We start from the raw sequence: 24,597 nt of genomic DNA, 5'->3' as shown, positions 1-24,597 counted from the left end.
GTTAAAATTTTAATAGTCAGATGGTCTTTGGAAAGAAACATATTGTTTGGTCGGATCCTCGATTACTTTTTTAAAGTCATCGGATTCGATTGCGGCAATGACATCTTTCGCAAAATCGGAATCTTTATCTTCAATTCGGACAGCGACACCATTGATGTAGCCCTCAGACAGTTTTTCATTATAAAGGGCATCAGAAAGGTTGAGTCCTGAACTGAGTGCATAATTACCGTTAATCACGGCAATGCCGACACTGTCAAGACTTCTTGGTAATTGAGGCGCTTCGATTTCGACAAACTGTAAATTTTTAGGATTGCTGGAAAGGGTGTTTTGAGTGGCTGTTTTAGGATCGACAGCTGGGTCGATGGTGATAATATTGGTTTGCGCCAAGACTCGAATAGCCCGGGATAAGTTAGTCGCATCATTTGGAATCGCTACGGTAGCGCCGTCTTCGATATCATTAATGGTTTTATATTTTTCGGAAAAAATTCCCATCGCAGCAGTGGGAACTTCTTTGATGAAGGTTAGGTCTAAGTTGTTCTCTTTGGCAAAGTTGGTCAAGTAAGTAGAATGCTGAAACAGGTTGAGATCAATTTCACCGGCGGCTAATGCTTTGTTTGGTTGAACATAGTCTGAGAATTCGACGATTTCAACGGTGTAGCCTTTTTCTTCCAAGGAAGGTTGAATTGCTTCTGTGAACATATCGCCATATGGTCCGGCACACACGCCCACTTTCAAAACCTTTGCTGGTTCGGTTGTGGCAGCACTTGATGAAGAACAACCAGTGAGGGCGATCAGCAAAATGCTTATAATTGCAATAAATCCGATAATTCGTTTAGTTTTCATTTGAGATCCTCTCTTTTCTAATCATAAAATTTTTATTTTTTTGGTTTATCTACTACATGTAATTACTACATCAGACAACACATGGATTTAGTCATGAGGTCACCACCTTTCATATCATAGTAATTTTATATGTTTAATGCGATTTATTATAACAGGAACCATTTGTTTTTGCAAGAATAAAACACACAAAACATATAAAAATAATATGAATAATGTTATTTATTTCATCAGCCATTTCTATTGACAATTAGCACGTTATTATATATAATTTATTACATATAGGAAAAGTATGAAAAGAGCGTTGTTTGAAGGAGGAACTATTATGAAAAAACTACTCATTATAAAGACCGGATCATCGGATCAACATGTGATCAACAAATGTGGCGACTGTGATGTCCGCATTGCCCAATGTATCGGAATACCATATGATGATGTCCGGGTAATTTCAGTCTATGAAAATGCCGTACCAATTCTGCCGGACGATATTGCTGGCATTATTATTACTGGTTCCCCTTCAATGGTAACGGATTTGGAACCCTGGGGGGTAGCAACCGCGCAATGGTTAAAACAGGTTGTTAAAAAGAACATTCCTGTTTTGGGTATCTGTTTTGGACATCAATTGCTTGCCCATACCTTTGGTGGTTCGGTTGACTATCATGAACAGGGTGAAGAAAAAGGCGAGGTTGAGATTCATCTTACTGAAGATGGCAAGAAAGATCCATTGCTGGGGGTATTACCAGCCCGTTTTAGTGCATATTCGTCCCACTTTCAGACCGTTACCAAAATACCACCTGATACCGTGATATTGGCAGAAAATGATTTTGAGACGACTCATGCACTTCGATATAAGGAAAACGTCTGGGGCGTTCAATTTCATCCAGAATGTGTAGGCGATGTATTTTGTAATACTATTGAACATAGAACATATGGTAAAGCCTTATTAAGGCGCTTTTATGATTTAGCTGTGACAGCACAAAATGATGAAAAAACAATGCGTTGGCACAATAGCTAGTTAGATTAGAATATGATAAAAGAGACGACAAAAAACAGGATTACTAAATCAAAGAGTCTAGCAATCCTGTTTTTTTATAGCGTCTCGTTCATGCTGCCGGTTCGATAGCCTTTTAAATCAAGGCTGATATAAGTGAAGCCAATGGTTTTAAAACGATCATGAATTTTACTGCGAATACCTTCATTAACTAAGGTTTCGAAACCGGCTTCATCGGTTTCGATCCGGGCCAGGTCACCGTGATAGCGGACGCGCACCTGATGGAAGCCGAGATCAAGAAGGTATTGTTCAGCCTGGTCGATCATCTGCAGGCGATCTGGGGTAATATTCTCGCCATAAGGGAATCGGGAAGACAGACAGGCAAAGGATTGTTTGTTCCAGGTGGGAAGATTCAATTCCTTCGACAGCTGACGGATTTCATCCTTGGAAAGCTTGGCAAATCGTAACGGGCTTTTGACACCTAACTCGGTTACCGCTAATAGTCCCGGTCGGTAATCACCATCATCGTCAGTGTTGGAGCCTTCAATAACGTAATTTAATTTCTGAAGAGTCACAATTTCTTTGATCTTGGTAAAAAGCTCGGACTTGCATAAATAACAGCGGTTCTTGGGATTATGGGAAAAACCTTCAATATCCAGCTCTTCCGAATCAATTATAAAGTGATCGACACCCAATTCTTCAGCATAGGCGGTGGCTTCCTGTAATTCGCGCTTGGGAAAGCTCTCGGACCGGGCGGTCACTGCAACCGCTTTTTTTCCTAAGACATCGTAAGCAACCTTTAGCAAAAACGTCGAATCAACACCACCAGAAAAGGCTACAGCGACACTTTCCAGTTCGTTCAGGTAATCTTTTAACGCTTGATATTTATTGGTCAGGTTATCCATAATACACTCCTTCACATTAATCATAGTAACTATATATGATTAATATTTTATTGTATTTTTAACCCGTTGTCAAGTGTGATTGTGGGGAATAAATGGCCTGAAGGAGGGAATTGCTTTACAGTCGTTGAATACGGATCGGATGAAAAAAACGCAGATAATCAACTTGAATGGTCTCGAATTTCTTTCCCGATGTTGATAAAAATATTTATTCATGTATACTGTTAGCAATGGTTTAATGAATTAAACCATTAAACGGAGGAAGGGAGTACCAGAAATGAGTAACGAGCAAAAAGCGCTGATTGAAATGTTCAAAGATTGTCAACCACTACTCACCGCCATCGGGGATGAAACCCGACAGTTAATCATGGTGGCAATTATGGAAAATGGGTGCTATCCTGGCATTCGGGTAGGGGAAATTACCAAAAAAGTCAATCTGTCCCGACCAGCAGTATCCCATCATATCAAAATCCTGATGGATGCTAAGATTGTTAATGTGAGTAAGCAAGGAACCATGAATTTTTATTATCTGGATCCGGAAAAAAGCAGGTTGCTGCATTTAAAAACATTGGTGGAGCATATTGAACTGTTAATGAAACAATGCAAGTAGCGTATCAAATTACATACTCAAAATAAAGGAGAAGAAGATGATATTTTATTTTACCGGAACCGGTAATTCGTTGTATGTGGCAAAAAGAATTGGTGATGAACTGGGAGAACGACTTGTCGATATAACCACGGCTATGAAAGAGAAATCTTTTGTTTATTCGCTTTCAGGCGATGAAAAAATAGGCTTTATTTTCCCGGTTTACTTTTATGGCGTACCTTCAATTGTAGCTGATTTTATCGCTGAGCTTATAATTGAACAAAATCTGGAAGCCCGCATGCAACCTTATGTATTTAGTGTGATGACTTGTGGTGGCGGAATGGGCGGAACGCCGAAAATGCTGGAAGATCTCCTGAAAAAGCAAAAGGTGTCGCTCGATGCTGCGTTTGAACTTAAGATGGCCAGCAATTACATTATGATGTACCAACCAACAGGGCCAGCGCTACAAAAGAAAATACAGATTGCAACAGATAAAAAGCTAACTGACATTATCGCAGCGATATCTAAGAAAAAGAAAGATGATGGCAGCAAACGAAAAAAATCGTTTTTGACCAAGGTGGCCTATCCGCTATACGTCCATGGCCGAAAAACCAGGCTCTTTTATGCTGATAACAAGTGTAACGGTTGTAGAAAATGCGAGAAAATTTGTCCTGTTTCGGCGATTCAAATGGTTAATAACAAGCCGGTTTGGACGGCAAAACAATGTACGCACTGCACCGCCTGTATCAACCGCTGTCCCCAGAAAGCGATTCAGTATGGAAAGAAAACCCTTAAGTGGCGACGGTTTGAAAATCCCATCCTAAAATAATTAAGAATCCATAAATTTTTCCGTCTTCGTTCTTGACAGTTGGAGCCATACCAAATAAAATAAGAGATGTATAGTAAAATGATATTTAATTAAGATGGATTCTATATTGAAGTGTTTGTTTTTGGCAAAAAGCAGAAAGTTCAAAACGAGGAAGAAAAATGGAAGCCAATATCAAAGATCGAATAAAAAAACTGTTAGCCCTTGGTAGAAGTCCCAATCCCAATGAAGCAAATTACGCAATATTAAAAGCAAAAAAGCTGATGGTTGAATACAAGCTGACTGAACGGGAATTATTGCGCCATGATGAAAATCCGATTAAAGTGGATAGTGATATTTATTATACAACCCGCAGTGAGCATTGGATGACTGGCCTGGCGGATGTGATTTCGGAGAACAACTGCTGTGTCTTTTATATGGTCACGCCGTCCGGATCGCAACGCCATTATATTATTTTTCATGGTTACGAGGAAGATGCGCTGATTTGCAACAGCATTTTTGCCTATGCTGTTGATTGTGTGCGAACCCAGATCAAAGCGATAAAAAAAGTGATGAAGTTAAATGAGCAGCCAGCTAATATCATTAATGAAGCGTGTGAAACTTATGGTAAGGGTTTTTATGAAGGTTTGGATGACGCTTACACGACCCAGGAGTATGTGCATCAGGAGTGGGGGCTGGTGATGGTGGTCCCACCGGAAGTTAAAGCAATTCTTGAACCGATGGAACGTGCGCACATTAAAGAGAAGAATCATGATGATCATTATTCGTTTTATGCTCAGGGCTACCGTGAAGGCAAGGTCTTTACGACCCAAAATAAATTGGCAGATACAAAAGAAAAAACGACAGCAGAAGATAATCCAACGACAAATCAAGAAGCTGTCTGAAAATCAAAGGTAAGCAAAAAAACACCGGCACCTTGTTTTTAACAAGTTATCGGTGTTTTGTTGCGTGATACGGAGGATTATTATGTTAAAATAAAGAAAATAGACGGATCTTATAGCTCAGGTTATGGTAATTGAAAACAGGAAGCTGGCATTTTTTGTTTATCGGCGCGCAAATTGGATAAAAATATAAATAAGCCAATATACTTACCGATAAGGAGAATGATTGATGAAATTCAAGTATAAAATCGTAGCCCTGTTTGTGTCGGCCATTGTTTTAATCAACCTTGGAATCGGTATTTATGCGGTAAACAGCATGCAGAATAAAGTGCTTGATGCTGCCCGCTCCAAGCTCCTGAGTGATGCTGCTTTGGGCGAGGCTTTCCTGGATCAGCAGATTCCCGGGGACTGGATTATTAAAGAGGGCGATTTGTACAAAGGCTCGGTGAAAATGAATGATAATTTCGGAATTGTTGATCGAATCGGGGAGTTAACAGGGGATACGGTAACGGTCTTTCAAGATGATACCCGGGTTGCCACAAACGTAAAAGATGCAGAAGGTAATCGGGCGGTTAATACGGAGGCAACCGACGTGGTTAAAAAAACTGTTTTGGATCAGGGCGAAACATACATCGGTAAGGCCAATGTAGTGGGTGTCTGGAACCAAACAGTCTATAAACCGATCACCAATGCCAAGGGCGAGGTGATCGGCATCTGGTACGTGGGAATTCCCAATACCATCTATGACAAATTGGCTATGGATTTCAGAAATATGCTGATTTTATTTTCCATCGTGGCCGTTACGCTGGCGGGTATTGTCATTTGGATCATTACTGACCGGATGACCCGACCATTAGTGATGCTGGAAAAAGTCACCAATCGGGTAGCGCAAGGCGATCTGACGCAACAAGTTGAAACGGTCAAAAGTAAAGACGAAATCGGCGTATTAGCCGTGGCGATTGAGCGGATGATCGTTAATATGCGAACAGCTTTAAAAAAAATAGCGGATTCTTCGGAAGAGGTTGCCATGGGTGCCCAGAATATTTCCACGGCCAGCACATCCCTGTCGATTGGCGGCACGGAACAGGCCAGTTCCATTGAGGAACTGACTGCCTCCATCAACGAAATTGATGAGCAGACTACCATCAACGGCGAAAGTGTCAGTCAAGCTGTTGCATTGGTCCGTGATGCCCAGGCTAAGGTTAACAGCGGTGACCGGGAAATGCATAATATGCTGGCCTGTATGGATGACATTAATGATTCATCGCAGAATATCGGAAACATCATCAAAGTAATCGATGAGATTGCCTTTCAAACCAATGTACTGGCATTAAATGCCAGTGTGGAGGCCGCTCGGGCCGGGGAACATGGCAAAGGGTTTGCAGTGGTCGCCAGCGAGGTAAGAAACCTCTCCATCCGCACGACTGACGCAGTAAAACAAACCTCCAGTTTGATTGAAGCATCGGGAAAGAATGTCAAAATCGGTATCGAAGTGGCAAATCGGGTGTCGGAAGCACTGGACGAAATCAAAGCGAGTATGAAAGCCGTTGAAACCCGGGTTGAAGCAGTTGGCAAAGCATCAGAGCAGCAAACCCAAAACATTCACGAAATCAATTCAGGGATCAGTATTATTGCCAACGTGGTTCATACTAATTCAGCAACATCGGAAGAAACTGCCGCCGCCAGTCAAGAACTCTTTAACCAGGCTGAGATATTAAAAAGACAGACCAATCAATTTAAGCTTCAGTAAATCAGGGTAATTTTAAAAGGAATATCAGTGGATACAACAAAACAAAAGACTCAGAAAGCTAAGCATCTGAGTCTTTTGTTTTACTGGTTTGCAACGCTACTTTAGTTTTTCAACCATTTCTAATACTTCCCACAGCGATTTGCCCGATTCCTGGGCGATTTTTTTGACATCCTCATATTCCGGGGTAGCCCGGGTAATATCGCCCTGTTGGGATATTTTAATGGTTACTTCACCCAGTGGAGTTGCTATTTTTTTAAAATGCCGGTGCATGCAGGTTCGCTCAACCGGGTATTTGCGAATGCCGATGGTGGAGGTTTCCTTTAGAATAATTTCTTCAATCAGCGGCAGCCGGGCTTCGCTGCAGAGAACCGTCAGGTGGATGCCTGGGCGGTTTTTCTTCATATAGACCGGCGTGTAAAAGGCATCCAGGGCACCGTTTTGCAATAAAACTTCGAGGACATAGCCAGCCATTTCGCCAGTCATGTCATCAACATTGGTTTCTACCACCATAATGGTGTTGGCTTCAGATTTACGCCCCTGAATAATCCGCAGAGCATTTAAAACCCCAAAATCCTTGCCGCCAAAACCATAGCCGGTTTTTTCCGGAATAAAACTGGGGGTGGTCGGGGAATAGGTAGCCAATTCAGCGAGAATGGCCACCCCGGTGGGCGTGGCTGATTCACCGTCTATGGCCTTGGAATACATTTCGAAATTGGAATTACAGAGGATCTCTGCGGTGGCTGGAGCTGGTACCGGTAAGAGACCATGGGCACAGCGAACCCAGCCGCTGCCGACATTTATTTTGGAACCATAAACCAGATCCGGTTTTAAGGCATGATAACAGATGGCCGCCCCGACGATATCAACAATTGAATCGAGAGCGCCAACCTCATGAAAATGAACCCGTTCAACCGAAACATTATGAACCTTGCCTTCGGCGACTGCCACCCGCATAAAAATAGCCAGAGCAGTTTTTTTAACCTCGTCTGAGAGGGTTGAATTTTCGATGATTTCTTTTATATCATTAAAGTGCCGATGATGGTGTCGGTCAGCTTCCAGGATAACATGACAGCGAGTGCCGGAAATTCCCTTTTTCATGGTTTGCTCGGCTTCGATACGAAACCCGCTGAGATTCAGCTTTTTCAGTTCAGCGTCAAGGTATGCTGGATCAATACCCAAATCAATAAAGGCACCCAAAACCATATCCCCACTAATACCGGAAAAACAATCGAAAAATAAAACCTTCATGGACAATTCTCCTTCTTTGGGCCACGCCCTGATGAAATTTCGCTTATGTTTATAGTTTGTTAATTTTTGATGCCATACAGGCAGCCCCAAAACCATTATCAATATTGACAACACCAATCCCGCTGGCGCAGGAGGTCAGCATCCCCAGTAAAGCCGAGATTCCACCAAAGCTGGCGCCGTAACCGATACTGGTGGGAACGGCAACGATGGGTTTATCGGTGAGTCCACCGACGACTGAGGCCAGAGCACCTTCCATACCAGCCACCACAATAATGACTTTGGCGTGATTGATAATTGGGACGTTGCCAAGTAGCCGATGAATCCCGGCGACTCCCACATCATAGAGTCGTTTGACCTGATTGCCCATCACCATGGCAGTTACAGCGGCTTCTTCAGCAACCGGAATGTCTGAGGTTCCGGCCGTGACGACAAGAATATAATCTTCGGTGGTTTTATATTCTTCCCGTTTGACGACCACGGAGCGGGCTTCTTCGTAATAAATAGCATCAGGGGTAATGGATTTGATGGTGTCGAAGACGTCCCGTTCAGCCCGGGAAGCAAGGATGTTGCCAGTGGATCGGGTCAGCATGTTTTCGACAATCCCCTTAATCTGGTTCAGCGACTTTCCGGGACTGTAAATCACCTCCGGATAACCGTTTCGTAGCTCCCGGTGATGATCCACTTTGGCATAGGAAAGGTCTTCATAGGGCAAGGTTTTTAGCAACTCCAGAGCGGTATTGACCTCGCATTCGTGGTTTTTGACGTCTTCCAATAATTTTGTTAATTGATCTACATTCATAATTGTCTCCATTACTGCTGATGAGTCAGCAAAATATTAAAAAATTTGTTAAAGTGACAAAATATAATTGGTCATTTCAGTTAAGGTCAGGTAGTTGCGGAACTGATTGGTGTTTATTTTAATCCCATTGGTCTGCTCCAGTTGGTTAATCAGATCAATCAGACCCAGCGAATCGCCGCCGAGATCAAAAATAAAATGACTGTCAAGCCCAATCATCGCTGGCGAAATTTTCAGAATATCGGCCCAGCAATTTGCCATCTCATTATATGGTCCATCCAGGGTTGATTCAGAAACGTTGCTTAAGGGAATGGCCAGATCATAATGATCATAGTCGCCGTTTTCCCAGGCAACAGCCAAAGCTAACCGGTTGATTTTTCCAGAGGTGGTTCTGGGTATTTCGTCAATCATCACACCCCATTTTATCGGAAGCTGCCAGGTGGCAGAAATAGACTGGCCAGCCAGGGTTAAAGTTTCCGGATTTTTGGAATCACTAAAGAGAATCAGACAGTTGTCCTGAGTGTTCCGGTTTTTGCCCTGAACAACAATCAGGTTGGTATTCTCAGGCAAGGCCTGCTTGCCGGTTTTTTCCAGATCGGAGACCAGATAATTTTCACCGTTGACGATAATAATATCTTTATAGCGGCCAAATATATTCAACCAGCCATTTCGAAAAAAGCCCAGATCGCCGGTGTTAAAATAACCGTCTTCATCCACCCCGGTAGGGGTGTTTTTAGTTTTGGAATAATATCCCTGCATGACATTGGTGCCACGAATATGGATCAGACCCAGATATTCCGGATCCAAAACATTTCCGTTCAGATCTTTAATGACGACCTCATTACATTCGTCCAAAACACCTACTGACATCCGGCCGATGGTATCATCATCAGGATCACAGAAGAACAGTTTTTCGCCAATGGCAATGCCGCTGCCCAAAAAATAATCCATCCGGAAGGGTGAACCGTAGGGGGTGTAAGCCACACCCATGGTGGTTTCACTAAGACCGTAGGCTGGTTTTAAGGTATCCCGGGTCCAACCCATTGGGGCTGTTTGATCTTCGAAAGCGGTTAAGGAAAGGGGATTGACATCTTCGCCACCGCAAAAGCAGATATAAAGAGTGTCAAGATTTACTGCCCGATTCTGTTTAATGCCGACTTTCAGCAATAGTTCGATGCCAAAAAGGGCCGCTCCGGTGACAGTGGCGGAAAACTGCGAGAGCTTTTCCAGCCAGCGGTTGGGGTTTTTTACAAACTGCAGCGGGCTCATTAAATACTGAGGAAAGTTGTTGACAATCGGAACCAGATGATAGCCGACAAAACCAAAGCAATGGGATAGCGGCAGCCAGCTTAGATAGCGTTCCTGCACATTGTCGCGGACGATGATACTGCTGGCAACACCGCCTTCTTGGAGGTTGCGGGTAGTCAGAACAGCGCCTTTCGGATCCGAAGAGGTACCGGAGGTAAACTGAATCATTCCAGGATCTGTGTCACACACTGAAACAATGGTTCCCGGGGACGATTCGGTCAAGGCCCGAAACATCAGCTGGTTGTTTTCAAACAGGGTTGTTACCCCTTCCAGATCACTGACAATGATGGGGTCTTCCAGTGTGTTAAGGACACTTTGCAGATAAGCCCGTGATTTTTCATCCTGGGCCAGGGGTAGGATGGCGGGAACCATGCCGCCCAGGATGCCCGCCCAGAAACAGGTGATTTGGGCCTGGATACTTTTTAGCTGAAACACCAGCAGGGATCCTTTTTTTAGACCGGCTGACTGGTAACCGCCGAGGACTTTCATGGCATTTTCAAAAAGCGTGGCGTAGGTCTGAGTAAATTCCTGGCCATCGGCCTCCAGATACGTGATGGTGACATCACTGGTTTTTAGCTTGATAAACGAGTCTTGTATATTCATGGAAGTCTCCTCAACAATTTGGTCAGATCCACATTAGATCATGGTATAACCACCATCGATGGCAATGGTCTGCCCGATGATGTAATCGCTGCCTGATGAGCAAAGAAAGGAGATAATCCCCAATAAGTCTTCTTCTGTTCCCAGTCGACCGGCCGGGGTATTTTTGGTGTGCTCAGTCAGGGCATATTTGGGGAAGTTTGAATTGGCCATGTCGGTTTCAATAACTCCTGGAGCGATGGCATTAACCTGAATGTTGAGACGAGCAGCTTCCCGGGCCAGGGCTTTGGTAAAGGCGATGACACCACCTTTAGCGGCGGAATAATGGGTAAACCCGAGTCCACCAACCCGACCGGCGATGGAAGCCACATTAATAATCTTACCCCGTTTTTGCTTTTCCAGCACTTTGTAAACCGCATGAGTGGCGATAAAGGTGCCGGTTAAATCAATGTCAATCACCGCTTTCCAGTCGTCCAAGGTCATGGCGCTGAAGGTTTTAACGGGGAAGATTCCAGCGTTGTTAATCAGCACATCAATTTTCCCGTAGGTTTCCATAACTATGTCGACCATTCTGATGGCGTCTACTTCGGACGAGATATCGCATTGTACAGCAATACATTTGGTCGGCAGCTTTTCGGCAGCAGCCTTGGCAGTTTCAATATTTCGACCAATAATAACAATATTGGCCCCTTCATTACTGAGATATTCAGCAAACGAATAACCAATTCCCCGGGACGACCCGGTGATGATAATAACCTTATCCTGATGTATACCGGCCATGTTCTTAACCCTCAATTTCGCCAATAATCTGGCCAACTAAAACGCGATCATCTTCTTGCGCCAGGATCGCAGAAAGAACCCCGTCGGCTGGGGATTCGATGTAGATAGAAATTTTATCGGTGGCTGCTTCAGCAATGTTATCACCTTTTTTAACCGTGTCGCCAACAGCCACAAGCCATTGTCTTAAATTGATTTCTTCAGCGCCTTCAGCGAATTCGGGGATTGCTATTTCGTATTTCATTTGGTTCTCCTTTAAATTTTTTCTTCAAGATTAACAACTATTTGTTTAAGACACAGTTTAACGTTTATGACTGACAATTTCGTCAATGGTTCTTTTAGTAGTGTTGCTGCCAAACATCTCATCGAAGGCCAAAATGAACTGGTCACGCAGATCAGGCAGGTTGATCGGGGGACATCCACAGGCTTCCATGGAGGTGACACCTTTGTCTGCAATGCCGCAGGGAATGATGGCCTTAAAATGTTCGAGGTTGGGGTTGACATTAATCGATATGCCATGGAGGGTAACCCCATGGGATACCGCAATGCCCAGAGCGGAGACTTTCTTTTCTTCGCCGGTTTCGGGTTCTACAACCCAGACGCCGCTGCGGCCTTTGATCCGTTTGCCTTTTAGCTGATAATGAGCCAGCAGATTAATAACCACCTGTTCCAGACAGCGAACATATTGATGTGCCCCCTTGACATACTGATCAAAGTGCAGAATTGGTGAAACAATGAATTGACCATTGCCATGATAGGAAATATCACCGCCACGGCTAACCGCTGTCAGAGCAATACCTTGATCCAAAAGTTCAGCTGGGGTCATGAGCAGGTTCTGCTCATGAGTGCCCCGACCCAGGGTGATAACCGGATAGTTTTCCTGAAAAAGCAGGGTGTCCGGGCATGTTTTGGTGACACATTTTTCATGGAGTTGTTCCTGAATGACAAAGGCATCTTCATAGGAAATCAGTCCCAGGTCAATCCAAATGAGGTCTTTTTTCATGCTTAGTCCTCCAGGTGATACAGTTTCATTTTGCGGTACAGGGTACTCCGGGAAATACCCAGGTACTCAGCTGCTTTCTTGCGTTCAGAAAAAAGAGCTAGGGCTTTTTTAATGGTGGTGAGTTCGATATTTTTTAAGTCCACATTGGGTTGCTCTGTTAGTGTTTCAATAATCTTTTGTTGTACAGGAAGATTTTCTTTCGGGGTCAGCTCAGCGTTAATATTGGGTAAGTAACTGGCAATAAAATAGTTGTCAATGCGATTGGTTTCGGTAAAATTGACGGCCTGTTCAATGGCATTTTTAAATTGTCTCACATTGCCCGGCCACTCATATTCCTGCATCGTTGCGATAGTGGAAGGGTGGAGGGGCTCGATGTATTTACCGCAGGTCTGGGTAATGTCACGCAGAAAAAACTCAGCCAGAATGGGAATGTCTTTTTTTCGTTTGCGTAGCGGTGGAATATTGATTTGCAATACATTCAGTCGATAGTAAAGATCTTGTCGAAACCGCCCCTTTTTAACTTCTTCGGCAAGATTTTTATTTGTAGCGGCAATAACCCGCACATCAATGGGAATATCCTTGTTTCCACCGATGCGTTGGATGTACCGCTCCTGTAAAACCCGTAGCAGGATGGTCTGGGTGTTTAAGGGCATTTCACCAATTTCATCGAGAAAAATGGTGCCGCCCCTGGCCAGTTCAAATTTTCCGATTTTTCCGTGTTTGCTGGCTCCCGTAAAAGATCCTTCTTCATAGCCAAAAAGCACACTTTCAATCAGGCTTTCGGGAATTCCGGCACAATTAATGGCAATAAAGGGCTGGTCTGATTGATGGGCATTATGAATGGCCTGGGCAAACATTTCTTTTCCGGTTCCACTTTCGCCTTCTAAAAGAACCGTCGCACTACCTTTGGCGGCAATTTGTGAAAGATGGACAGAGCGTAGCAGTTCAGAGCTTTCTCCGATGATGTCATCAAAGGTAAATCGGGTGCCTTTGCGTTTGGCTTTTTCTGAAACCTGAATAGTTTTATCCAGATCTTTCAAGGTGGCAACAGCTCCAGCAACAGTGCCATTGTCATGAAGAATCAGTTTGCTGTTAATCAGGCAGTTGATTTTTTTACTCTTTGTAATAATGTGTTTATCTTTTTCTTCAAATGATGGCGGAACATCACCGTTATGATCGAGAATCGTTTCGCCGTCCATAATTTCCAGAATATTTTTCCCGTAGGATTCAAAGGTAGTGGTTTTTAAAATCTTGGCACCTTGAGAATTGATGCCAATGATTTTGCCTTTGAGATCGACGGCCACCACCCCATCGGTCATTGAGTCGATCAGGGTTCGCAGGTAGTGATTGGTTAAATCAACCTGGCGATGGGATTCGGCAATACAGAGCTGTCGGGAGATTGCTTTTGTGGCAGCAACAACCATGCCCAAGGTATGGGGATAGGCCATTTCTTTAGGCCCGGCCATATCCATGACGCCAAGCAGTTTGCCGTTGGCATCAAGAATCGGTGCGGCGGAACAGGTTAGTTCGTGATAGCATTCATAGTAGTGCTCGGCGCCGATTACCTGAATCGGCTGGAGCAGATCAATGGCTAAACCAGTGGCGTTGGTGCCAGCCATGTGCTCATTCCAGATGCTGCCCCGAACCAGATTTTTGGTGAAGGCTTCTTTTAAAATAGCTTGGTCACAAATCAGTTCAAGAATGACGCCATTAGGATCGGTAAGGGTGGTGGAAAAACCAGACGTGTTGACAAATTCCTGTAATTCAACCATAAAGGGAATACTGACATCCAGAAGCAACTGATTCTGTTCGAGGCGTTTTCTAAAATTTTCTTCGCTGACTGTTGGAGTGCGATTTAAAGCCCGGGGATCAAGTCCTGCTTGTTGACAGCGTAGCCAGGAATCAATGATCGGTTTACGGACATGATGTCCGACGTTCCCGGATACGACAAAGTCTTCCCAGGTTTTTTTAATCATCTCAAAATCAGCAGAAATTTTCAACGCGTTCACACTCCTCTATTTTGTTGGTTTGTTTCTTGCGAAGGCGATTGCTTTTGCAATTGATTAACAAAGGGTATCAGGGGGGGATCCCCTGATACCGAGAGTCGAAAATCTATTTGCCAGCAGCCAGTTTCTGAAGATCACCGTTGAGTTGTGCAAAAATGTATACGGGTGCACAACCGGGATAATAGGTTACTGATTTAGCCAGTGAGGCTGCTTCCCGAACTTTGTCTGCTGAGGGGAATAGTTCCCAGCAATCGCCGCAAATAAAGACGTTTTTACCGGCACAGAATTGCGGATCAATGTCTGGCACACCACCGGCGATGACCACGACTTCACCGGATTTAGCCAGGAAGGTTTTCATGTCGATGCCGGAGTTTTTAAATGAGTCCAGAGCTCCTCGAACATTGACAAAGCAACCAGGACAGGTTTGCTGCATGATGCAGGTTAATCCGGCATACATCCCAATGGGATCACCTCCGGGACGTTTAAAATGTTTCATGACTGATTCGATGGAGTTCCCCAGAACGTCGATTTTAGCTAAATCGATTTCGCCTTGACCTTCGGTTCCGGCACAGCGGATCGCAGGTATTTCCATCGGTTCAAAGCCCATAATCGAACAGGCGACCGAGTCGACAGCGACGGTGTCGGTGCCGGCGACAATCAGGTTCATTTCAATCGGGGTTCCGGCGTGCGGTCCCTGACCTTCCATTCCAATAACGGAATCAACAATCGTCAAATCGGCATGGCGAATTCGATACATGTCAGCCATTTTCTGGCCCAACTCGATCCGGTGGGCACCTTGCTGTTGATCATTGGGGTGACAGTTAGGGATGATCCCATTCCAGTTTTTAAGGCCTAAGGTAACGGTACCGGCCAAATGAACCTTCATTTTTGGCAGGTTGATGACTACATCGGCATCCATAAACGGTTTAAACACGGTGGCATGTTTGAATAATTTGGCCCCTTCAATTTCTACGGGAACGACATCATGTTCGTCGAAATAAATGACTTCGTCAGCACCGCCAAGTTTAGCAGCTTCTTCCATTTTGGAATCTTTAAAAGCAGGTTTAGCCCGGCCAACATGCATGCCTAAGGAAGGGTTATCGCCGACGACGACTTTTCCGGCTTTGGAGTTTTTCTTAACATAAGAAACAACAGCTTCGATGGTTCGGGGATCGACAACGGCGTGGCTTTCAGGCGGGGCCTGGAAAGCAAGGTTCGGTTTAATTAAGACCGTATCGCCTTCCTTGATGATGGTATCAAGGGAACCAATAGCGAGTTCAACTGCTTCGGCAACAGCGGCTTCAATTTTTCTGACATCCTCTTCAATCCGGACATATTTTCCGTTCATGAAAGAGGCATTGCCTTCAGGTTGTGCAACCTTTACAACAGATACTTTTGTTTTACTCATGATAATCTCCTTTTGGTATAGTCACCATATATTTGCCCATAAACATGGACGTGTAATTATATACCCGCAATAATCATGCCAAAACAAAGTACGCTTAAAAAAGCCGGAAACTGGTTTTTTTGATGGTGAATCTGTGTCTCGTGTGTCAAAATGAGACGCTTTTGTGTATCATTATAACACGTGACACACGAAGGATGCCTTAATCCCAGAACTGATAAAACATAAGTTTCAAATTAGGTGTATTCGTCGGCGATGTTTTTTGTTATAATTTTGGGAGATGAGGTATTATATATTAGGAAAAACGATGCCACCAACAGGATCGTTTGTTTGATGACCTTTTTCAGTTAGTTAAATAAGAAAGTGAGGATACCATGCGTAAAGTTCTATTGTTAAACGGCAGTCATAAATCAACCAAAAGCTATACAATGATCATTGCCGAACAATTTGCATCGGGGTTAATTGAGTATGATCCGGAAACAGTCGTCGAGACCATCAATTTAATCCAGAAGAATATTAGTGCCTGTACCGGCTGCCATAGCTGCTGGACGACCACCCCGGGAGAATGTGTTTTTCAGGATGATATGACGGAACTTTTCCATCAATATGAAGAGGCCGACATTGTGATCTGGGCCACGCCGCTGTACCATTATGGGATCTCCAGCGCCATGAAAAAATTTATGGAACGAACCCAACCGGCTTTGCTCCCATTTATTGACAATGAAGGGCGGGGAACCTACGGACATCCCTTCAGGAACCCAGAAAAAATGCAAAATAAAAAACATGTGCTGATCAGCACATGTGGTTTTCCATCGAAAAAGAACAATTATGAAGGAGTCGAAGAACAGTTTAATAATCTTTTTGGCAAGGATAAGTGGGAAAAAATTATTTGCGTTGAAGGTGAACTGCTGGGGATCCACCAGCTGGACAATCTGACCGGCCCGTATCTGGATCTGGTTAAAATAGCCGGAAAAGAATACGGTGAAAACTTGAGCATTTCACCAAAAATACGGGAAGGTCTGGCAAAACCCTTTGTGGAAACGCCAACCTATCTTCAGACAACAAACCTGAGTTGGGGAGTGGATGATACCCGGATGAAGGATTCTGATGGTGGTCTGATCGCCTGGAATTATATGAAAGAGGTTCAGGCTGCCTTTAATCCCAAGATCCGGCCTAAAATGAATGCGGTGCTCCAGATTGATTTTACCGACATAAAAGAACGCTATCAGCTGGTGATCAAGGATGAAACCTGTACCTTACTCCGAAATGATTTTGCCCGGGAGACAACGGCGATCAGCATCACGCTGACCACTCTGGAGCGTATCCTGGAAGGTAAAATTGATGCCGCCCAATCGCTATTAGAAAAAAAATACGCCGTTGTTGGCGATATGCGGGTTTTCAATGCCTTTCTCGATGGCTTGTTTGGACCGGTCAATTTAAATCCCGATAAGAAAAAACGGCTGGTGCCGATCAGTTTTAAAAACACCCCCTACTGGTTCTTTGTGGCCATGTGCCCATGGATTTTCTGTTTTCTCTTTGCAGATTACAATCCCTTGATTGGAGTAGTGATTCCGATGATGATCAGTGGTATCCTTTGCGGTATCAAGCGCGGCACCGATCTGGTTTATTTTGAAAGGGCGACTTTATTAACTTTTTCTCTGCTCAGTTTAATGGTGGTAACCGTTGGATCGGATTATCAGGGAAACACTTTTGCAATCATCGGGTATTTTGCCCTGGCACTGATTTGGGTCATTTCGACCTTAAAGACGGTTCCATTAACAGCAGACTACACCCACTATTTCAATGGCCGCAACGCCCTTAAAAACGTGTTGTTTCTAAGAACCAATCGGTTGTTATGTTATATCTGGTCACTGGTATTTCTGGCCCAGGCAGGCCTGGCCCTATGGCTTAATACCACGCTGCTGATCAATTTTGCTGCGATCATTCCGATCCTTTTGAGCATCCCAACCTTTGCATTTTCACTGTGGTTTCTAAAATGGTACCCCAGTGAGATGGCCAAACCCAAATAAAAACAGTAAAATATAGGTAATTGCGAAATGAAAAAGCACCGAACAATGGTTGCTTTGAGTGCAGTTTCCACAAACAATTGTGTAACGTGTAGGCGAACAGTTCAGCGAACTGTCCGCCGTACAGTGTAACAATTGTTTCGTGCGAAACTGGGCACAAAGCTCACGGCAGTTTCGCAATTACCTAACAGTAAAATATTATAGGAGAGCTAATGCTAACACTGGATAAAATATACCACGCATCATTTACATTAAAAAAATACATCCGTCCCACCGATCTGATTCATGCGCCCAAAATCTGTCCAGACAGTGATATTTATTTAAAAACCGAAAACCTGCAGATCACCGGATCATTTAAGGTTCGGGGGGCCTGCTATAAAATATCCCAGCTTAGTGACGAAGAAAAAGCCAAAGGCGTCATTGCCTGTTCAGCTGGCAATCATGCCCAGGGAGTGGCGATGGCGGCGGCGATTAATCAGATCAAAGCTCTGATCTGCCTGCCGGACGGTGCGCCGATTTCTAAGGTGGAGGCCACCAAAGCGTATGGCGCCGAGGTTTGTCTGGTTGAAGGCGGCTATGATGAGGCCTATGCCAAAGCCTTGGAGCTTCAGGCTGAGAAGGGTTATACCTTTATCCATCCCTTTGACGATGAGTTTGTCATCGCCGGCCAGGGCACCATCGGACTTGAATTATTGGAAAGTCTGCCGGATCTGGAGGCAGTGATCGTCCCAATTGGCGGCGGAGGTCTGATTTCCGGGATTGCCTATGTCCTTAAATCCTTAAAGCCGGATGTTAAAGTTTATGGGGTGCAGGCCTGTGGCGCACCCAGTATGGAGCTGTCGATTAAAAACAATAAAATCTGTCGGTTACCTCAGGTATCCACCATTGCAGATGGGATTGCGGTGAAAGAACCGGGTGAGTTGACTTTCAGCCTCTGCAGTGATTTTGTCGATGAAATTGTCACGGTGACTGAAGACGAAATCTCGACTGCTATTCTGACTCTGATTGAACAACAAAAGCTCATTGCTGAAGGGGCCGGGGCAGTGGCGGTGGCAGCAGCGATGTTTGGCAAACTACCGATTCAAGGGAAAAAGACGGTCTGCATTGTCTCCGGCGGGAATATTGATGTCACGATCTTATCCCGAATCATTAAACGGGGATTGCTTACTTCCGGTCGAACCTGTTCCTTTAACATTGAGCTGCTGGATAAGCCCGGTCAGCTGAAGAAGGTTTCCCAGATTATTGCCGATCTCGGTGGCAATGTCATCTCCATTCACCATGAGCGGAGCAATGAAGGATCAGATATCAATGGCTGTTTTTTGCGGATCGAGCTGGAAACCCGGAATTACGAACACATTCGCCAGATTCGGGAAGGTCTGATTCAAGGTGGTTTTAAATTGCAGAATTAAAATGAAAATAATGCCGTTTGGTGATTGATTTAAAAAGAACGGGGTATATTTTTTGCGATAGGTCTTTTAACATCTGTTTATCGGCGGTGTGCTTTTTTATCAGAACGGGGCGACTCTCAAAAAGAGCACACTGAGATAAATAAAAATTATAACTTCTAAAATCGTTCGATTATTCCAAAGGAAAAAAGAAATAAATTTGATGAAAAACAGGAGGAGAAAAATGTTAACCAATATCAGCGAAGATCTAAAAAAGGTGTTTTTATTTGGTGTCGGAGCGGTGGCGATTACCGCTGAAAAATCAAAGGTTCTCATCGATGAACTGGTGGAAAAGGGTGATCTGACGGTTCAGCAGGGCAAAATTCTCAATGAAGAACTAAAACATAATATCAAAGAAACCATCAGAGATACAGTGACGGTTAATGTAGTCAAAGAAGAAACAGCTCCGAGTGCGAAAGTCGTTATCGATAGTCTTGATCAGATGAGCCCCGAAGAACTTCAGAAGATTAAAGACAAACTGGAGGCGATGACGGCGGCAGCCCCAGTTGAGAAGGAAATCATTGAGGTTTCTGATTTAGAAGAAAATGTCAGTGAAAAGGAAATTGATGAACTTAAGTGATGCCGGTGTAACAGTAAAAGATCTAACCAAAAATTCAATGGAAACCAATGGAAGACGGCTTAAAATAATTATTTCCATTCTGGTAAAACATGAGATTACCAAAGGGTTGACTCCGGAAAAACTTCGATTGATCATTGAAGACCTGGGGCCAACCTTTATTAAAATTGGCCAGATTATGTCGATGCGTCGGGATATTTTTCCCAGCGAGTATTGTATCGAGCTTGAAAAACTGCGTTCGCAGGTTACCCCGATGCCCTTTGATGAATTTATCCGTATTATTGAAGAAGAGTATGATTGCCCGGTCGATGAGGTGTTTCGTACAATCAACCGGGTTCCGCTGGGATCGGCTTCAATTGCCCAGGTTCATGCTGCCGAATTGGTTGATGGTGCCAAGGTGGTGATCAAGGTGCAGCGCCCGGGGATCTATAAGGTGATGGCTCAGGATGTGGTCCTTTTAAACCGGGCCACCGGAATTCTCAATCTTGCCAGCAACATCGGCGATGTGGTCGATTTTAAGATGATCGTCGATGAAATGTGGAGTACTGCCCAGCAGGAAATGGATTTTTTGTTTGAAGCCAAGAATGCCCAATTATTCAACGAGCTCAATGCCGAAATCAAATACATCGGTTGTCCGCGAATTTACAATCAGTTTACGACCTCAAAGGTTCTGGTTATGGAGGACATTGTTGGGATCGAAATCAATGAAAAAAAACGACTGCAGGATGCCGGTTATGATCTTCAGGAAATTGGAGTTAAACTGGCCGAAAATTATGTCAAACAGATCATCGATGATGGTTTTTTTCATGCTGATCCCCATCCGGGCAATATCTTTATCAGAAATGGTCAGATTGTCTGGATTGATCTGGGGATGATGGGGAAACTGTCCAAGCGTGAAATGGGACTACTACGGCGAAGTGTCAAGGCCGTGGCCAGTCGTGATGTCGAAAGCCTGGAAGGGGCCATTCTATCGTTGGGGGTTCACAAGAGTCGACGGATCAATCATTCACTGTTATATGAATCGATTGACCGGATGCTTGATGTCTACGGCACCGAAGAACTCAGCAATATCAATATGGGCCGATTTTTAGAAGAGATTTTGCGGATCGCTGCTGAAAATCATATCGGCATGCCCCGGGGGATCAGCATGCTGAGCCGCGGGATGATCACCATCGAAGGGGTCATTGCCGAAATCTCTCCGGACGCTAATTTTGTCCGGATCATGGCCAATCACATGGCCGGACAGCAGGTTGCCAATTTTGACTTGAATAATTTTATGGAAACAAATCGCAGAAAAATCCTGATCTCCGGCGAAAAGGCCATCAGCGTTCCCGGCCAAATTTCCGATTTTTTGAGTCTGGCCAATAAAGGGCAGCTGAAAGTCAATCTGGAGGTGATGGGTTCGGATGAGCCCCTGGCTGAAATTGATAAGATGGTTAATAAGATCGTGATCTGCATTATTCTGGCAGCGCTTTTAATTGGTTCGAGCTTTATTGCCACCACTGACATGACCCCTCAATTTATGGGGATTCCAGCGCTGGGAGCGCTGGGCTATTTTACGGCAATCATTCTCAGCCTGGCGCTGACAATCTCGATTCATCGCAAGAAACGGAAGCGCTAAAAAAAGATGCTATAATAATATTTGCAAAATGAATTAACAGACTCTTAATTTAAACTTTTCAAAATCTTAACATATGCACTTTCAGCACATGTTAGACTTTTAACAGCGATAAAGATAAACAGGAAACTGAGGATCTTTATCGCTGTTATTTAGTTTCTTAACTATTACATTGATATAAATTAGCAGAAGATGGAGAGAAGTATAAATGAAATGGTTTTATGATTTAAAAATTGGTCGAAAAATAATTTTGGGATATCTGATTATCGCCATGATTGCTGGGGGAATTGGTGCCATGGGACTGATTGGAATTCAAAAAATAAGCCAGCAGGATGTGTATCTTTATGAGAAAATGGCCAAACCACTGGGGGAACTGGTTTATATTGTCGACTCCTTTCAGGGAATTATCGGCAAAGTTGATGATTTAACCCGGGCCACAACGCCGGAAGACATTGATGCCATTGAAAAAGAAATTTTAAAAAGAAACGCTCGATTCGACTCAAATCTTAAAACGTTTCAAACGACCTTGATGGATTCGAAAGCCATTGAAATCGCCGATGAAACCTATCTGCTTAAAGATCAATTTGATGCCATGGTCACCGAAATGATCAATCTGACACGTGCGGGGAGATCAGCCGAAGCAGGAGTTCTAGCAAAGAGCAGTGAGTTTGAAACAATCTATACGCAAATTGAAGCCAATTATCGTGAAATGATGGAGCTGAAACTGGTGATTGTAAAAGATACCGCTAAAAGTAACCAGGCTATTGCGGCATCATCAACTTTGTTAACGATCATCTTGTTGGTTGTTGGAGTAATCCTCTCGTTACTGCTGGGCTTTCTGATTACGTCAACCATCACGAAACCGATGGCTCGAATTAATGTGATGATCAAAGAAATGAGTATGGGTCATTTGGGGATGCGACTGAAGATGGAGCGTCAGGATGAGGTGGGAGAAATGGCGGAGGCCATGGACCATTTTGCGGATGATCTGCAGCACGTTGTCATTGAAACCATGCATCAGATTTCAAACGGGAATCTGTCGGCTAACATTGAGGCCAAGGATGATCAGGATGAAATAACCCCGGCGTTAAAGCAGACCATAAAAACCATTCGGGGACTGATTGCCGAGTCTACTTTGCTAGCTCAAGCAGCTGTTGCCGGGCAGTTGGAGATCCGTAGCAATGCCGATGCCTTTAATGGCGGGTTCAAAGAAATTCTGATTGGCTTTAATCGCACACTGGATGCCCTGGTTGTACCAATAAACGTTGCCGCTGAATATGTCAGTCAGATTGGATGTGGGATCATCCCCGAAAAAATAGAAGACACCTACTATGGTGATTTCGAAACCTTTAAGAATAGCATCAACGCCTGCATTGATGGCTTAGCGGCGCTGGAAGATGGTAATCGGGTGCTGGGTCTGATGAATCAGAATGATTTTTCTCAGTCAATTCAGGGTGATTACCTGGGGATTTATGCCGAAATTGCCGAGTCCATCAATGGGATTCGTCGGCTGCTGCTGACCATCACACGAATAGCAGGGAATATTCGGGAAGGCAATCTCAGTGATTTGGCCGATTTAAAGCAGAATGGCAAGCGCAGCGAAAATGATAAATTGATGCCGACCCTGGTGGGGATGATAGAAAATATTTATCAATTGGTGGCTGAAACTGAAACCATGGCTCAGATTGCGGTGGAAGGTGATTTAAGCCATCGCGGTGATAGCAGTAAGTTTTGTGGTGAGTATGCCATGGTCATTGAGGGATTTAATCAGACGCTTGATGCGATTATCGAACCGGTCAAAGAAGCATCCAGCGTGCTTCAGGACTTGGCCCAAGGAAATCTTCAAACGGTGGTTAAGGGTGCATACAAGGGCGATCATGCCAGAATTAAAGAGGATCTTAATCAGACGATCACTTCATTGGCGGCCTATGTGGGTGAAATAACAGGTACGTTGGCGGCAATGGGACAGGGTAATTTAAATCAGGAAATTACCACCGAATTCAGAGGCGATTTTTCAGCCATCAAACGATCACTTAACGACATCAATCGGCAACTGAGTACCACCCTTGCCGATATTGATGGGGTTTCAGCCCAGGTGGAGGGAGGTGCCATCCAAATTTCTGACAGTAGCCAGGCATTGGCACAGGGGACGACCGAACAAGCCAGTTCAATTCAGGAATTGTCGGCATCGATTGAGGAAGTGGCCGTTGAAACCAAAGATAATGCTAGTCGCGCCAATGAAGCCAATGAGCGGGCGCTGGCAGTGAGAACAAATGCCATCGATGGCAATTCCCAAATGCAGAAAATGGTGGCCGCTATGACAGCGATTAATGAATCGTCACAAAATATTTCCAAAATTATCAAGGTTATTGATGATATAGCATTCCAGACCAATATTTTAGCCTTGAATGCCGCAGTGGAAGCGGCCCGGGCCGGACAGCACGGCAAAGGTTTTGCAGTCGTTGCCCAGGAAGTCAGAAATCTTGCAGTACGCAGTCGATCCGCCGTCAAAGAAACCACCAGTCTGATTGAAGGCTCCATTGATGCGGTAAAAGTTGGTAGCCGAATCGCCGATGATACAGCGCTCAGCATAAAAGAAATTCTGGCAGAGATTGAAATTGTTACCGATCTGGTAAAAAATATTGCCGAGGCGTCTCATGATCAGGCTTGCGCGATCGAACAGATTAATCAGGGAATTGAAATGGTATCGACGGTAGTTCAAACCCATTCCGCCACTGCCGAACAAAGTTCTGCCGCCAGTGAAGAGCTGTCCGCACAGGCACAGCTGCTTAAACAGATGGTTAGTGCTTTTGAAATCAAAGAAGTCGAAGCCGTGATATATTAAAGCGGTATGCTGAGTTAACTTCAAACAGAGCTCTCGGAGCAATGTCATTAAGTTAACGACAATATATACGCCACAGATTATTAAACCGCCAAATGCAATTGACATTTGGCGGTTTTCATTATCCGAACCAATAAATCCGGGCATGCCAAATAAGCCGACGATGTCC

Annotated in this window: 20 protein-coding genes; 10 read left to right on the top strand and 10 right to left on the bottom strand. The window is 44.3% G+C overall.

The features are described 5' to 3' along the window. Positions 1-9: 9 nt before the first annotated feature. Positions 10-843 (bottom strand): MetQ/NlpA family ABC transporter substrate-binding protein, encoded by an 834-nt coding sequence (locus ACWI_RS13500; protein WP_070371965.1) that lies wholly within the window; start codon positions 841-843, stop codon positions 10-12. A gap of 322 nt (positions 844-1,165) precedes the next feature. On the opposite strand from ACWI_RS13500, the gene ACWI_RS13495 reads away from it, so the two are divergent. Beyond that, positions 1,166-1,855: a glutamine amidotransferase gene (locus ACWI_RS13495; RefSeq protein WP_070371964.1), complete on the top strand. Its 690-nt coding sequence runs from the start codon at positions 1,166-1,168 to the stop codon at positions 1,853-1,855. Positions 1,856-1,929: 74 nt separating this feature from the next. Here ACWI_RS13495 and larE read toward each other — a convergent pair whose 3' ends face one another. Further along, positions 1,930-2,736 carry an ATP-dependent sacrificial sulfur transferase LarE gene (gene larE, locus ACWI_RS13490; RefSeq protein WP_070371963.1) on the bottom strand — a complete coding sequence of 269 codons (807 nt, stop codon included), beginning with the start codon at positions 2,734-2,736 and terminating at the stop codon, positions 1,930-1,932. 274 nt (positions 2,737-3,010) lie between these two features. On the opposite strand from larE, the gene ACWI_RS13485 reads away from it, so the two are divergent. From ACWI_RS13485 to ACWI_RS13470, 4 genes are all read left to right on the top strand, one after another. After that, positions 3,011-3,343, top strand: coding sequence for an ArsR/SmtB family transcription factor (locus ACWI_RS13485; RefSeq protein WP_070371962.1), 333 nt, complete (start codon positions 3,011-3,013; stop codon positions 3,341-3,343). A gap of 37 nt (positions 3,344-3,380) precedes the next feature. Continuing rightward, on the top strand, positions 3,381-4,148 hold the full coding sequence (locus tag ACWI_RS13480; protein ID WP_070371961.1) for an EFR1 family ferrodoxin: 768 nt from the start codon (positions 3,381-3,383) through the stop codon (positions 4,146-4,148). Between the two features lie 158 nt (positions 4,149-4,306). Continuing rightward, positions 4,307-5,029: a DUF2786 domain-containing protein gene (locus ACWI_RS13475; protein WP_070371960.1), complete on the top strand. Its 723-nt coding sequence runs from the start codon at positions 4,307-4,309 to the stop codon at positions 5,027-5,029. Positions 5,030-5,255: 226 nt separating this feature from the next. Next, entirely contained in the window at positions 5,256-6,776 is a 1,521-nt protein-coding gene (locus ACWI_RS13470) for a methyl-accepting chemotaxis protein (protein ID WP_070371959.1), read from the top strand. A gap of 96 nt (positions 6,777-6,872) precedes the next feature. Here ACWI_RS13470 and larC read toward each other — a convergent pair whose 3' ends face one another. The 8 genes from larC to ACWI_RS13430 form a co-directional block, all read right to left on the bottom strand. Then, a complete protein-coding gene (gene larC / locus ACWI_RS13465) occupies positions 6,873-8,024 on the bottom strand; it encodes a nickel pincer cofactor biosynthesis protein LarC (protein ID WP_070371958.1) in 1,152 nt (383 codons plus the stop codon). Positions 8,025-8,073: 49 nt separating this feature from the next. Continuing rightward, positions 8,074-8,823, bottom strand: coding sequence for a nickel pincer cofactor biosynthesis protein LarB (gene larB, locus ACWI_RS13460; RefSeq protein WP_070371957.1), 750 nt, complete (start codon positions 8,821-8,823; stop codon positions 8,074-8,076). Between the two features lie 48 nt (positions 8,824-8,871). Next, the gene (locus ACWI_RS13455) at positions 8,872-10,731 is read right to left on the bottom strand and encodes a non-ribosomal peptide synthetase (protein ID WP_070371956.1); all 1,860 of its coding nucleotides are present in this window, start codon (positions 10,729-10,731) and stop codon (positions 8,872-8,874) included. Positions 10,732-10,764: 33 nt separating this feature from the next. Continuing rightward, positions 10,765-11,508: an SDR family NAD(P)-dependent oxidoreductase gene (locus ACWI_RS13450; protein WP_070371955.1), complete on the bottom strand. Its 744-nt coding sequence runs from the start codon at positions 11,506-11,508 to the stop codon at positions 10,765-10,767. Between the two features lie 4 nt (positions 11,509-11,512). Further along, a complete protein-coding gene (locus tag ACWI_RS13445) occupies positions 11,513-11,749 on the bottom strand; it encodes a biotin/lipoyl-containing protein (RefSeq protein ID WP_070371954.1) in 237 nt (78 codons plus the stop codon). Between the two features lie 57 nt (positions 11,750-11,806). Continuing rightward, positions 11,807-12,508 carry a lipoyl(octanoyl) transferase LipB gene (gene lipB, locus ACWI_RS13440; protein WP_070371953.1) on the bottom strand — a complete coding sequence of 234 codons (702 nt, stop codon included), beginning with the start codon at positions 12,506-12,508 and terminating at the stop codon, positions 11,807-11,809. 2 nt (positions 12,509-12,510) lie between these two features. Then, the gene (locus tag ACWI_RS13435; protein WP_084633702.1) at positions 12,511-14,508 is read right to left on the bottom strand and encodes a sigma-54-dependent Fis family transcriptional regulator; all 1,998 of its coding nucleotides are present in this window, start codon (positions 14,506-14,508) and stop codon (positions 12,511-12,513) included. 112 nt (positions 14,509-14,620) lie between these two features. Further along, positions 14,621-15,922, bottom strand: coding sequence for a DUF362 domain-containing protein (locus ACWI_RS13430; protein WP_070371952.1), 1,302 nt, complete (start codon positions 15,920-15,922; stop codon positions 14,621-14,623). Positions 15,923-16,293: 371 nt separating this feature from the next. On the opposite strand from ACWI_RS13430, the gene ACWI_RS13425 reads away from it, so the two are divergent. The 5 genes from ACWI_RS13425 to ACWI_RS13405 all read left to right on the top strand — a co-directional run bounded on the left by ACWI_RS13425 (position 16,294) and on the right by ACWI_RS13405 (position 24,431). Further along, entirely contained in the window at positions 16,294-17,949 is a 1,656-nt protein-coding gene (locus ACWI_RS13425; RefSeq protein WP_070371951.1) for an NAD(P)H-dependent oxidoreductase, read from the top strand. A 209-nt stretch (positions 17,950-18,158) separates the two neighbouring features. Next, entirely contained in the window at positions 18,159-19,355 is a 1,197-nt protein-coding gene (ilvA, locus tag ACWI_RS13420) for a threonine ammonia-lyase (protein ID WP_070371950.1), read from the top strand. A 220-nt stretch (positions 19,356-19,575) separates the two neighbouring features. Further along, positions 19,576-19,971 (top strand): hypothetical protein, encoded by a 396-nt coding sequence (locus ACWI_RS13415; protein WP_070371949.1) that lies wholly within the window; start codon positions 19,576-19,578, stop codon positions 19,969-19,971. After that, positions 19,958-21,589: an ABC1 kinase family protein gene (locus ACWI_RS13410; protein WP_084633701.1), complete on the top strand. Its 1,632-nt coding sequence runs from the start codon at positions 19,958-19,960 to the stop codon at positions 21,587-21,589. The genes ACWI_RS13415 and ACWI_RS13410 overlap by 14 nt, the downstream gene beginning before the upstream one ends. A 205-nt stretch (positions 21,590-21,794) precedes the next feature. Beyond that, positions 21,795-24,431, top strand: coding sequence for a methyl-accepting chemotaxis protein (locus tag ACWI_RS13405; protein ID WP_070371948.1), 2,637 nt, complete (start codon positions 21,795-21,797; stop codon positions 24,429-24,431). The last annotated feature ends 166 nt before the right edge of the window (positions 24,432-24,597 follow it).

Origin of the sequence: Acetobacterium wieringae, from assembly GCF_001766835.1 — a bacterium.
Classification (GTDB): domain Bacteria; phylum Bacillota; class Clostridia; order Eubacteriales; family Eubacteriaceae; genus Acetobacterium; species Acetobacterium wieringae.
The sequence above is the reverse complement of the archived record's forward strand: the minus strand, read 5'-3'. Positions and strand labels throughout refer to the sequence as shown.